Origin of the sequence: Colwellia psychrerythraea (assembly GCF_000764225.1) — a bacterium.
Lineage (GTDB): Bacteria > Pseudomonadota > Gammaproteobacteria > Enterobacterales > Alteromonadaceae > Colwellia > Colwellia psychrerythraea_D.
Genome location: NZ_JQED01000005.1, coordinates 560,370 through 573,371, shown reverse-complemented (window position 1 = coordinate 573,371; position 13,002 = coordinate 560,370). Strand labels below are relative to the sequence as shown.

11 protein-coding genes are annotated in these 13,002 nt (G+C 37.8%); all 11 read left to right on the top strand.

Annotated features, from left to right (window positions below):
* The first annotated feature begins 25 nt into the window (after positions 1-25).
* Genes ND2E_RS16785 through ND2E_RS16825 form a run of 11 tightly spaced genes read left to right on the top strand, consistent with a single transcriptional unit; the run spans position 26 to position 13,002 of the window.
* Entirely contained in the window at positions 26-1,084 is a 1,059-nt protein-coding gene (locus ND2E_RS16785; protein ID WP_223303537.1) for a FemAB family XrtA/PEP-CTERM system-associated protein, read from the top strand.
* 4 nt (positions 1,085-1,088) lie between these two features.
* Positions 1,089-2,381, top strand: a complete 1,293-nt coding sequence (locus tag ND2E_RS16790) for a TIGR03087 family PEP-CTERM/XrtA system glycosyltransferase (RefSeq protein WP_052056251.1) — start codon at positions 1,089-1,091, stop codon at positions 2,379-2,381.
* On the top strand, positions 2,368-3,846 hold the full coding sequence (xrtA, locus tag ND2E_RS22330; RefSeq protein WP_052056250.1) for an exosortase A: 1,479 nt from the start codon (positions 2,368-2,370) through the stop codon (positions 3,844-3,846). Before ND2E_RS16790 ends, xrtA begins: the two co-directional genes overlap by 14 nt.
* Positions 3,839-4,939 carry a TIGR03088 family PEP-CTERM/XrtA system glycosyltransferase gene (locus ND2E_RS16795; RefSeq protein WP_033092627.1) on the top strand — a complete coding sequence of 367 codons (1,101 nt, stop codon included), beginning with the start codon at positions 3,839-3,841 and terminating at the stop codon, positions 4,937-4,939. Before xrtA ends, ND2E_RS16795 begins: the two co-directional genes overlap by 8 nt.
* A 4-nt stretch (positions 4,940-4,943) precedes the next feature.
* Complete coding sequence (locus tag ND2E_RS16800; RefSeq protein WP_033092626.1) at positions 4,944-6,899, top strand: XrtA/PEP-CTERM system amidotransferase; 1,956 nt, start codon at positions 4,944-4,946, stop codon at positions 6,897-6,899.
* 14 nt (positions 6,900-6,913) lie between these two features.
* Positions 6,914-8,131 carry a TIGR04063 family PEP-CTERM/XrtA system glycosyltransferase gene (locus tag ND2E_RS16805; protein ID WP_033092625.1) on the top strand — a complete coding sequence of 406 codons (1,218 nt, stop codon included), beginning with the start codon at positions 6,914-6,916 and terminating at the stop codon, positions 8,129-8,131.
* Between the two features lie 5 nt (positions 8,132-8,136).
* On the top strand, positions 8,137-9,228 hold the full coding sequence (locus ND2E_RS16810) for a glycosyltransferase family 4 protein (RefSeq protein WP_033092624.1): 1,092 nt from the start codon (positions 8,137-8,139) through the stop codon (positions 9,226-9,228).
* Between the two features lie 23 nt (positions 9,229-9,251).
* Complete coding sequence (locus ND2E_RS16815; RefSeq protein WP_033092623.1) at positions 9,252-10,610, top strand: phenylacetate--CoA ligase family protein; 1,359 nt, start codon at positions 9,252-9,254, stop codon at positions 10,608-10,610.
* 1 nt (position 10,611) lies between these two features.
* Positions 10,612-10,746 carry a hypothetical protein gene (locus ND2E_RS23470; protein WP_263281872.1) on the top strand — a complete coding sequence of 45 codons (135 nt, stop codon included), beginning with the start codon at positions 10,612-10,614 and terminating at the stop codon, positions 10,744-10,746.
* Complete coding sequence (locus tag ND2E_RS16820) at positions 10,743-12,065, top strand: putative O-glycosylation ligase, exosortase A system-associated (RefSeq protein WP_033092622.1); 1,323 nt, start codon at positions 10,743-10,745, stop codon at positions 12,063-12,065. The genes ND2E_RS23470 and ND2E_RS16820 overlap by 4 nt, the downstream gene beginning before the upstream one ends.
* The gene (locus ND2E_RS16825; RefSeq protein WP_033092621.1) at positions 12,046-13,002 is read left to right on the top strand and encodes a polysaccharide deacetylase family protein; all 957 of its coding nucleotides are present in this window, start codon (positions 12,046-12,048) and stop codon (positions 13,000-13,002) included. The genes ND2E_RS16820 and ND2E_RS16825 overlap by 20 nt, the downstream gene beginning before the upstream one ends.

Here is a 13,002-nt window from a genome sequence, read left to right as displayed (position 1 = left end):
AGTTAAATATAAAGAGAATGGACACTTGAATAATATTTCTATTACTAATAATGCAATTAAACAACTCACATCATCTGAATTTTCGTCGTGGGACCATTATGTAAAAAATCATCAACAGGGGAGTTTTTTCCATTTAAGTGGTTGGCAGCAAGTGATATCAAAAAGCTTCAACCATGATTGCTATTTTTTGTTTATAGAGCTAGATGGCAGTATTGCTGGTGTTTTACCATTAGTAGAGGTTAAAAGTAAGTTATTTGGTCACGCACTCGTTTCAACGCCTTTTTGTGTTTATGGCGGCGCTATTGCTGATTCCCCTGAACTAGTGCGTCAATTAGAACAAGAAGCTTGTTTATTAGCGGAAAAACTATCTGTTGATTATTTAGAACTGCGTTATCAAGAGAAGCAAGACTCAACATTACTGTTAAAACAAGCACACAGTGCTTTTGGCTGTGAATTAGCAGAAGACAATGAAAAGATTCTCGCATCAATTAAGAAAAAACAACGTGCTGTAATCCGACACTCTCTCAAAAATGAACTTAATTTTTCGCTCGAGACAGGTAATAAGAACTTACAAGATTTTTACCACTTATTGTCAACAAGTTATCGTAACTTAGGTACTCCCATTTTTAGCAAAGTCTACTTTGAAAATTTGGTGGATGTTTTCGGCGATAATATTGATATTGCTGTTATTAAGAGTAAAGATGAGCAATTATCAAGTGCAGTGATGAATTTTTATTTTAACGAGCAAGTATTACCTTATTATGGTGGCGGTAATGACAGTGCCCGTGGTCTTAAAAGTGCCGATTATATGTATTACCAAGTCATGTGTAGCGCGAGTGAAAAAGGCTATCGTTGGTATGACTTTGGCCGTAGTAAAAATGATAGTGGCCCATACAAATATAAGAAAAACTGGGGCATGGAGCCAAAGTCACTTTATTATTATTACCACCTTGTTAACGCAACTGAATTGCCAAACCTTAGTCCTAATAACCCGAAATACAAATTATTTATTGAGTTGTGGCAAAAATTACCACTAAAAGTGAGTCAAATAGTTGGCCCTTTTTTATCTAAATTTCTAGGGTAAGCTAATGAGTCACTCAAATGAACAGCTCAATGCTAAGAAGAAAGAACGTTATCCTCAAAAAGAGCCGTTGTTGTTCTTGTGTCACCGTATTCCTTTTCCGCCTAATAAAGGCGATAAAATCCGTTCGTTTAATATATTAAAAAAGTTGAGTGAGCAGTATGAGGTTCATTTAGGATGTTTTATCGATGATCCATTTGATAAACAATATGTTTCAGGTTTGCAAAAGTACTGCGCATCTATTTTTCATCTAGATCAGCATAAAACACTCTCAAAAATTAAAGGCTTAACCGGTTTTTTAACGAATAAGCCTATAACGTTACCGTATTATTTCGATAAACGAATGCAGCAATGGACTCATCGAGTTATTGCTCAGCATCAGATTAGTAAAGTATTTATTTATAGCTCTTCAATGGCGCAATACGTTCAAGATAGAAATTCGCAGGTTGCTGAGTTTTCATCATTGGAGCGAATTATTGATTTTGTTGATATTGATTCCGATAAATGGCGTCAATATGCAATGAAAAAGACGGGCTTGGCCAACTGGTTCTTTAATCGTGAATACAGTCTATTGGCACAGGTTGAAAATGATATTTGTGTTGAATTTGACCATAGTTTGTTTGTTTCTCCTGATGAAGCACAATTATTCAGTGAGCGACAAGCCTTAGAACAGAAAAATAAGGTACATGGGCTATTAAATGGTGTCGACATACACTTTTTTGACCCTGAAAAACAATTTGAACAAGAAACACTGGTACCAAGCCAACCATTCATTGCCTTTACTGGTGCAATGGATTATTGGGCAAATATTGATGCAGTATTATGGTTTACTGAACATGTGTGGCCATTAGTTTTAGCAAAAAATCCCGAAGCGGTTTTTTGTATTGTAGGTGGAAACCCAAGTAGTGATGTTATAGCGTTGGAAAAACAGCAAGGTGTATTAGTAACAGGACGTGTACATGATGTTCGCCCTTTTATTAATCAATCACAGTGTGTTGTAGCACCATTACAAATAGCGCGCGGTATTCAAAATAAAGTACTTGAAGCAATGTCGTTGAATAAAGCTATTGTTGTTACACCGATGGCGATGGAAGGTATTAATGCAGAAGCTAATGAAGCGGTAGTGATTACTGATAATATTGAAGTGTATGCAAAAGCTTGTTTAACATTTTTAGCAAATAAAGAGAGAAAGAACTTCACGAGTAGAGAGTGGATCATAGAGCAGTTTACTTGGCCACAAACCTTGGAACCATTATTAGGTTTTTTTACTAAAAAGGATGACAGTGATGCTAGTAACTAGCGAAGTAGAGCGAAAAGTTTCATCTTGCCTCGCCATAACCGACAAACGGTTATGGTTAATGTTTTCTGTGCTAATACTTGCTTGGGTTGTCGTTTACCAAGATACTTTACGAGCGATGGAAGCTATTTGGTCGACCTCTGATACCTTTGCTCATGGGTATTTCATTTTACCCATTAGTTTGTGGTTAGTCTGGCGAGATAAAGAAAACTTTTTGCAAAGTAGAGTACGACCTGGTTGGCTTGCTCTGCCTTTATTAGTTGCTTCATTATTTGTGTGGCTGTTTGCCTATTCGGCTGATATCAACGTTTTAGGACAACTTTCTGCCGTAACGTCATTAGTTTTATTAATTTGGCTAGTTATGGGTAATAAATTAGCTTGGCATTATAAATTCCCTTTAATGTATTTGTTTTTTGCCGTACCTATGGGTGAGAACCTCATACCATTGTTGCAAGATGTTACGGCTTGGTTTACTGTTTTTTTTCTCAAGCTTAATGGTATTCCTGTTTATGTCGACGGTTTATATATTCAAATACCCACAGGAATGTTTGAAGTCGCGGTAGCTTGTTCTGGCATTCGATATTTAATTGCCTCAGTTGCTGTAGGTACTTTATTTAGTTATTTAACGTATAACAAAACGTATAAAAAGATATTGTTTGTAATATTTGCACTTACATTACCTATTTTGGCAAATGGTATTCGTGCTTATGGCATTGTTGCTATTGCATATTACACAGACATGAAATACGCCACCGGTGCTGACCACCTTATTTATGGTTGGTTATTTTTTGGTGTAGTGATTATGTTGATGTTTTGGATTGGCGGCTTTTTTGCCGATAAGGCGCAAGCCACAAAAGGTTCTGATAATGAAAAGTTGGGCTCTGAAGCTCAAATGAAATTTTCTAAGTATGCTGTATTACCGCTGTTGAGTTTACCATTATTGCTGTTAACTTTCTTTGTATTAAAATCTATTCCGAGCGTTAATTTAAAAGAAAACAATATCACGGCAGAGGTCTCTTCATCTTGGGGGATTAGCTTTGAAGACGCTTATGAGAAAGTCTATCAAAGAAACGAACAAGGTATAGAGGTCTTCCAAGCTATATACGGCAATAAACAAAATAAAGGGGAGTTAATTGTTTGGCAAAATGTCACTCATGATTATGACCGCTGGACGATTGTCGCCAAGAAAAAATTAGTGCTTAATAATAAACCTGTCATGTTAGTACATTTACGCACTATTGATGGCCAGCCAAGAAGTTACCTATATCAGTATAAAGTCGGTGATTTTTATACTGTCAGCGATAATCAAGCTAAATTGATGCAAGCGTGGAATAGTTTGTCTCGTCAGTCTGACTTTAGTGAAATGCGGGCTATGTCGTTTGCAGGAGAGAGTGACTTAAGTCAGGTTGAAAGCGATTTATCCCAAGCATTTAACCAGTATGAGTTTAAAGGTGAGATGAGTGAATAATAAGAAGATAGTCGTTCATTTAATCTACCGTTTAGATATTGGTGGCTTAGAGCGAGTTATGCTTAATTGTATTAACCAAATGCAAGATGAAAACTTTGACCATATTATTATTTCATTAACAGATGCGAATCATTTTTCTCAGTCAGAAGATAACCCAATTGAGGTTTATTGTTTAGGTAAGAAACAAGGCAGTGATTTAGGCATTCATTTTAAGCTTTATAAACTTTTAAAAAAAATAAAGCCTGCGATATTACATACCTATAATCTGGCGACGATTGAGTATCACCCAATTTCATGGCTGGCAGGGGTTAAGGGGCATATTCATGCGGAACATGGTCGTGATATTAGTGATCCGCAAGGTTTAAATAAAAAACATAATTTATTACGAAAACTGATGTCATCCTTTATTCATAGATATGTCAGTGTGAGTGAGGACTTACATCGGTGGTTGGTGGGCTCTGTTGGTATACCCTCAAAGAAAGCCTTACTTATTCAAAATGGTATTAACACCGAGCGCTTTAATGTGCCTAAAACTGTGAGCAAACAACTGCGATTTGCCATTGTTGCTCGAATTTCACCGGTAAAAGATCACCTTAACTTGCTCAAAGCCTTTGCAATAATCAATCAAGAAATAGGCCGTGAAAAAATGCCTGCACTTGCTATCGTTGGTGATGGTGAACAACGTAAAAAACTAGAAAAGTACTGTGAAGAAAATGGCTTAGATACTGTGAATTTCCTTGGTGCTCGTGATGATATAGCGCAAATATTAGCGCAAACTGATGTTTTTGTTTTATCTTCTATTGCAGAAGGTATCCCTATGACCATTTTGGAAGCTATGTCGGCGAAAACACCGATAGTCGCTACACGAGTGGGCGGGGTTCCTGAAGTGGTCGAAGATGCTAAAGAAGGATTTTTAGTTGATAAAAGTAACTCCGCCGCTTTAGCACACGGTTTATTACGGTATATAAATCAACCCGAATTAATTCTTGAACACGGTGAGAATGCCCGTGCCAAAGTATTGAAAAATTTTAATGAAAAACACATGGTGCATGCTTATTTACAGCAATATAAAGCACTGGTTAAAGGATCATAATAGAATGTGCGGTATAACGGGTTTTATACATTTCTCACCAGCGAATACAGCCGATGGCTCATTAAACAGCTCTGTTAATGGCTCCGTAGTTGACCAACAGTTATTATCACAAATGAATCAAGCGCAATTTCATCGAGGACCTGATGAGGGCGGAGAGTATCTTGATGAACATGTGGCTCTAGGGCATAGACGTTTATCGATCATTGATTTATCGTCAGGTCAGCAGCCTATGGCAAGTGATGACGGTGAATATGTACTGATTTTTAATGGTGAGGTGTATAACTTTAAGCAGACACGTGTTGAGCTTGAAGCACTGGGTCATATTTTTCATAACCACAGTGATACTGAAGTTATTTTACATGCTTATATGCAGTGGGGCCCTGCTTGTGTTGATAAATTACAAGGCATGTTCACTTTTGCTATTTGGCATAAAACACAGCAAAGTTTGTTTATTTCACGTGATCGTTTAGGTATCAAACCATTATTCTATACCATGATTGATGGCACACTTTACTTTGCTTCTGAACTGAAAAGTATCACTTTGATCCCGGGTTTGAGTAAAAAAATTGATGCAAAAGCTATTGAACAATATTTTGCACTGGGTTATGCAGCAGAGCCGCATACTATTTATCAAGAGGTCGCTAAATTACCCCCAGGACATAATTTAACGATTAACGTTGGCGATAAAGCCCCTAAAATTGAGCAATACTGGGATGTTAGTTACGCCCAGCAAGTAGAAATGGCTGAAGAAGACTATCTTGAAGCTATGGTTGAGCAGTTTAAGGGTGCCGTAGATAGCCATATGAATGCTGATGTGCCATTAGGCTCTTTTTTATCGGGTGGTGTTGACTCAAGTGCCGTTGTTGCCATGATGTCACAGCTTTCAAACGATAAGTCAGATGATGCAGCAAAGAAAGCTGTCACAACCTGCTCCATTGGCTTTGATGTAAAAGATTACAATGAAACTGATTTTGCTCGCATGGTCGCCAAAGATTATAAGACCGATCATCAAGAACAAATAGTTGCTAGTGATGACTTTGAACTAGTGGATTTATTAGCAGGTTTATATGATGAACCGTACGCCGATAGCTCTGCCATGCCAACCTATAGAGTCTGTCAGTTAGCACGTGAGAAGGTCACCGTCTGTTTATCAGGTGATGGCGCCGATGAGTTATTAGCGGGATACCGTCGATATGGTTTAATGATGAACGAAGAAAAAGTGCGTTCAATTTTACCTTATGCAGTTCGAAAACCATTATTTGGCACTTTAGGTAAGTTATACCCTAAGCTTGATTGGGCACCACAATTTTTACGTGCTAAAACAACATTCCAATCACTAGCAATGGATACGGCAGAGGGGTATTTTCATGGAGTATCCCTATTAAACGATGCACAACGTAAAGCATTATTTTCAGATGAGTTATACCAAGAACTAAAAGGATATACCGCGCTTGAAGTCTTTAGAGAGCATCAAGGAAACTTTGATGGTAATGATCCGTTATCTCTCATTCAATACCTAGATATTAAAACCTATTTAGTCGGTGATATTTTAACAAAGGTTGACCGTGCTAGCATGGCGCACAGTCTAGAGGTTCGAGTGCCATTTTTAGACCATAAGTTTGTCGAATGGACCGCCAAAATACCTACAGAATTAAAAATTAAGAACGGCTGTGGTAAATACATTTTGAAAAAAGCCATGGAGCCGCATCTACCGCATGATGTACTTTATCGAAAGAAGATGGGCTTTAGAGTGCCATTATCTGATTGGTTTAGAGGACCGTTAAAACAAAAATTACGTGATGCGTTATTAAGTGAGCAAATGAAAAATAGTGGTTTATTTAATATGAAGACGATTGAGAAATGGTTGAATGATCATCAATCAGGTCGCAAGGAATATAGTGCGCCGTTATGGACATTGTTGATGTTTGCTTCTTTTTATAAACAAGCTGAAGAAGTATAAAGGGTTTGAAAGTTATGAAAGTTTTACATGTATTTGACCATTCAATCCCGCTACATAGTGGTTATACTTTTCGCAGTAGATCAATACTAAAGCAACAGCATGCTTTAGGCATTGAAACATGCCATGTCACGAGTCCAAAGCATGGCAATGACCAAGCTGAAATTGAAGACGTTGATGGGCTTAAATTTTATCGTAGTGCACCTATTTCAGGGTTAATGTCAAAACTCCCTGTTTTGAACCAGATGTCATATATAGGCCCCATGGTTAAACGAATCCTAGACGTTATCGACATTGAAAAACCAGATGTCATCCATGCACACTCTCCGGCATTAAATGGTTTAGCCGCATTAAAAGCAGGAAGAAAGTCAGGCTTACCCGTTGTCTATGAAATTAGAGCCTTTTGGGAAGATGCGGCCGTTGATCATGGCACCTGTAAAGAAGACGACTTACGTTATCGTTTAACCCGAAAAATGGAAACTCATGTTGTTAAAAATGCCAGTGCAGTGACAACAATATGTGAGGGCCTTCGTGGGGATCTTATTAAGAGAGGTTTCGATGAAAGTAAATTTACCGTTATTGCCAATGCGGTAAATATTGAACAATTTGATGTGATTACACCGCAAGATAAGACCAATAATGCCGATTTAGCCGCAAAACTACAACTAACGGATTGTGATGTGTTAGGTTTTTTAGGTTCTTTTTACGCTTATGAAGGGTTAGACCTCGCTATTGCTGCTATGCCAGCGGTATTGGCGAAAAATGCTAAGGCACGTTTATTACTCGTTGGAGGTGGCCCGCAAGAGCAGAACCTTAAGCAACAAGTAACGCTATTAGGTTTGGAAGGTAAAGTTATATTCACTGGGCGAGTACCGCATAGCGAAGTAGGAAAGTACTATAGCTTAGTTGATTTGCTGGTTTACCCTCGTAAACCAATGCGTTTAACTGATTTAGTGACGCCATTAAAACCGTTAGAAGCAATGGCGCAAGGTAAACCAGTCATTGCGTCTGATGTCGGTGGTCATAAAGAGTTAATCACAGATAATGAAACGGGCTTTTTATTCAAAGCCAGTGATAGCGCCGAACTTGCGGAACGATTGATTGAATTGTTGGCAGATGAGAATAAGCTTAATAGTGTCATATCAAATGGCCGTGGTTATGTGGAAAATGTCCGTAATTGGCGAAATAGTGTCAGTAATTACTTACCACTTTATGAAAAATTAACTGAAAAGTAGTTTATATGAGCCAGTTTAAGAAAGTGACTATTGTTGGGCCATTAGCGCCACCTGCAGGGGGCATGGCAAATCAAACCAAAAAATTGGCGGAATTTTTGCGTTCTGAGAATATCTCCGTAGATGTCATTAGAACGAATCCAGACTATAAGCCCGCTTTCGTAGGGAAAATACCGGTATTAAGAGCGTTATTCCGCTTAGTAAGTTACAAATTTACCTTAATGATGCGTTTAAAAAATACTGATGTGATCCATATCATGGCAAATTCAGGGTGGTCTTGGCATTTATTTGCGGCACCAGCCATTCTTTTGGGCCGCCTTTATAATAAACCTGTAATCGTGAACTATCGGGGGGGGTATGCCGCTGACTTTTTCAGTAAATCTTGGTTTTGGGTTAATTTAACGCTAAAAAAATCGCAAGCTATCATTGTACCATCGGTATTTTTACAAGAAGTCTTTAATGATTTTGGCAAAGAATCTGCTGTCATTCCAAATGTGTTAGATGAGAAGTTATTTTTTCAGACGGATAAACCCGTAAGTAATAAATCACCACATTTGATAGTGACGCGTAATTTAGAAGCCATCTATGACGTTGCCACAACCGTTAGGGCTTTTGCATTAGTAAAAAAAGAGTATCCGCAAGCGTATCTATCAATTGCTGGTACAGGACCTGAAAAACAGGCATTAACAGCGCTTATAACTACATTAAATTTAGATGGTAGTGTTACCTTTACCGGACGTTTAGGGCCAGAAGAGATGGCTAACTTATATCAGCAGGCAGATATAATGCTTAATGCCAGTACCGTAGATAATACACCAAACTCTATAATTGAAGCTCTGGCATGCGCAACGCCTGTTGTCACGACTGATGCTGGTGGTATCCCAAAATTAGTTACCCATCAACATGATGCTCTTTTAGTTAATATAGCCGATCACCAAAAAATGGCAGAGGGTGTATTAGACATACTCCGCAGTACAGTATTACAAAAAAACTTGATAGATAATGGTTTAAATACCATCAAAAAGTTTTATTGGGTAAACGTTTGGCTTAAGTTAAAAGCTTGCTATGATGAATCGATCATCAATAATCGCGTAAAATAATTAGTAAAAGGTCACGACAGCACATGACAGGGATATACACTAGGTTAGTCTCAACGTTACTTTTTCCGCTTCACGAACGGTTGAAGAAGCATGATACTGTCGCGATTAAAGCACAGTTAGAAAAGAGCCAGTGGCTACCAACAGAAAAAATAATGCAGACTCAAGCTGAGCGTCTGCAACTGTTTATTGGCAAAATAATTGAAGATGTACCCTATTACAAAGCACTTTTTGATGAGCTGGGATTATCTTCTTCAGATATTAAGTCGGTCGCCGATTTACACAAGCTCCCATTTTTAGATAAACCAACGATACGTGAAAATTATTCCGCATTGAAATCTAACCAAGCAGGCGCTGTTAGTTCGTTCACCACAGGTGGTTCAAGTGGAACACCGCTTACTTTCTTACTTGGAGATGAACGTGTAAGTCATGACGTTGCAGAGAAATGGCGAGCGACCCGTTGGTGGGATGTTGATATTGGTGATAAAGAAATTGTGGCTTGGGGCTCCCCTATAGAATTGGGTGCACAAGATAAAGTACGTATTTTACGAGATAAGCTTTTTCGTTCGACGCTGATTCCTGCTTTTGATGTGGATGAAAGTAAACTATTAGGTTTTATTGATAGAATTAAAGGCATTGAGCCACAGATGTTATTTGGTTATCCATCAGTTTTTAGTTTGATTGCCAAAGTCGCACTTTCACATAATATAGACTTAACACAACTGGGAATTAAGGTTGTTTTTGTTACTTCTGAGCGTTTATACCCTTACCAACGTGAGGTCATTGAGAAAGCCTTTGGCGCGCCAGTCGCAAATGGTTATGGTAGCCGAGACGCTGGTTTTATTGCCCATCAATGCCCAAGCGGTAGCATGCATATCTCGGCAGAGGACTTGATTGTTGAGATTATAGATAAGGATGGCAATGTGGTGGCTGACGGCGAAAAAGGGGAAATAGTGATAACGCATATGGCAACATCTGATTTCCCTTTTGTTCGTTACCGTACCGGAGATATTGCGGCTTTAGATACAAAATCTTGCGCCTGTGGTCGCGGTTTACCTGTGTTGAAAGATATTGAAGGGCGCACAACTGATTTTGTCGTCGCAGCTAATGGCACTATGATGCATGGTTTAGCACTAATTTATATTTTGCGAGAACTCGATGGAATTGAAGAATTTAAAATAATTCAAGAATCTAAATTACATACCCGTGTAGATATTGTTCCAGCTAAAGGAAACAGTATCTCAAAAGAAATAACAGATGACATTGTTTCTGGCTTTAAAGCACGCTTGGGGGAGGAAGTCGTAGTTGATGTTGAAATTGTGACCGAAATTGCTGCAGAGAAATCTGGTAAGTTCCGCTATGTCATAAGTAAGGTAGCTAGTTAGCATGGAAAGTTTTTTATGGGCGATAAACCTTTGTGCCGTAGTTTTTTTGTGTTTTTGGGCTATTAAAGCCGATGATGAAGAAGTAGAGAAAAATAAAGCAGCACAAGATCTAAAAGATAATGAGAATTTACGATGAGAGATATATTCTTTTTATTTATTTTTCCTTTGATTATGTATGCCGTATTAAGAAAACCATTTATTGGCGCTGCTATGTGGCTTTGGGTTGCTATGCATTTCCCCAATGGCTGGGTTTATAATTTTGCGACTAGCTTTAGATACAATATGATCATTGTACTTTGTGCTGCAATATCTTATATAAAATGGAAGGAAAAAGAACCGTTTAAAGGAGATGGATTAACATTTTTAATTTTTATCTTTTTATTATGGACTATGATTACTAGTTTTTACACTATTTCTATTCCTGATTTTGTTTGGGCCCAATGGCTTGAGTTTTTAAAAATATCCTTATTTTATTTTTTTTCTATCATGGTGATCCGAACTCGATTGCATATGAATGTTCTAATTTGGGCGTTAGTTTTATCAGTTGGGTTCTATGGCTGTTTAGAGGGATTAAAATATATATCAAGTGGCGGAGCACATAGAATTAGGGGCCTTGCTGGCCATGTGTTAGGTGATCGAAATGAATTGGCGCTAGCATTTAATATGATGCTGCCACTATTAGTGTACTTAGCTGGTATTTCCAAATATAAATTTATTAGATTAGGTTTATATGCAGCGGTTGTATTAAATGTTATCGCAATTATTGGCACCTTTTCTAGAGGGGGTACAATCGCTTTAGTTATTATTGGGGCGTACTTTTGGTTCCAAAGCAAGCATAAATTAGTATATACGCTACTGCTTGTCATTGGTTTATCTTTCTCCAGTAGTTTGCTCTCCCCTGAATGGGAGGGCAGGATGAATACCATAGAGACAGTTAAAACCGATGCTTCATTCTTAGGAAGAGTGCTAGCTTGGAAACAAGCTGTCCTTATGGCTAATGATAATATTATTACTGGAGGTGGCTTCAAAGCAGGACAAGTTTCATTTATTTGGCATAGTTATGATGCCGCAGGATCATATAATGAAATCATAGATACTTCGCATATGGGGGGAATTGGCTATAAAGCTGCGCATAGTATTTACTTTCAAGTGTTAGGAGATCATGGCTATATAGGGCTTTTCATTTTTCTAATGATTCTCTTAGTTGCTTTTAATAAAACGGGAAAAATTGTTAAGCTCGCTATAAGTACTGAGCAGTCAGAAAGTATTATTTCTTTAACCAAAATGCTTCGTGTTTCTCTAGTGGCATACTGTGCTGGAGGGGCAGGCGTAAGCTTGGCTTACTTTGATATGCTGTATGCGCTATTGGCATTAATCTTTGCTCTTGAACAGTTGTTGATTAAGGATAAGTCCGTTAAGTCTAAAAGGAGGGGGGATGCTTACAAAATTGGTTGATTATTATTCCCGGATTGGAGGGAATAAATATGAAGATAATGCGCTAAACGTTCTTACATACCACAGGGTTACAGATGACAAAGATCTGTTAAGGCCATTGCATCTAACGACAGAGCTATTTAGCAAACAAGTATTATGGCTGAAAAGAAATTTTGTCGTGTTATCTTTACCTGAAGCAATTGAGTTAAGTGAGAGAAATAAGTTACCTCCTAAAGCCGTTACAATTACCGTTGATGATGGTTATAGGGATAGTTATGACTTCATCTATAATATTTTAAAAGATCAAGGAGTATCCGCTTGCTTTTTCATTGCAACGGAAGGCTTGGAAAAAGGTTTTTTGTGGGAAGATGAAATTGCGAGTGTCGTTTTTAATGCGCCTAATCAATTGGCAACGATAACCTTGGATAACAAACTATATAATATTGATACTTATCGAACGAGGCAGTCTACAGTTGCAGAGCTTACTGAACGAATAAAGTATAAATCTTTAATAGAAAGAAACCGTGAAATATCTTTCTTGCAAAAACAAACTAATTTAGAGCAAGAAAATCAGAATATTTTTCTTTTACCTGAATATATAAAAGAAATGCACTTAGGGGGTATGACAATAGGCGCCCACACTCATAGGCATCCTATTTTGTCACTTGAAGAGGATGATGACGCCTTTGTTGAAATACAAAAAAGCAAGTTGATATTAGAAAAAATAATCCAGGAAAAAGTTGAGTACTTTGCTTTTCCTAATGGCCTGTACAGAAAAGACTTTGGTGATAAACATATTGAAATGGTGAAAAAACTAGGCTTTAAAGCTGCTTTTTCAACAAACTGGGGAACTTTAACAAACTTTTCCAATGACAGGTTTAAAATTAAACGATTTACCCCCTGGGATGAAACTGAATTAAAGTTTTGTTTACGTCTGGCATTGAATTACAGGAAGTAA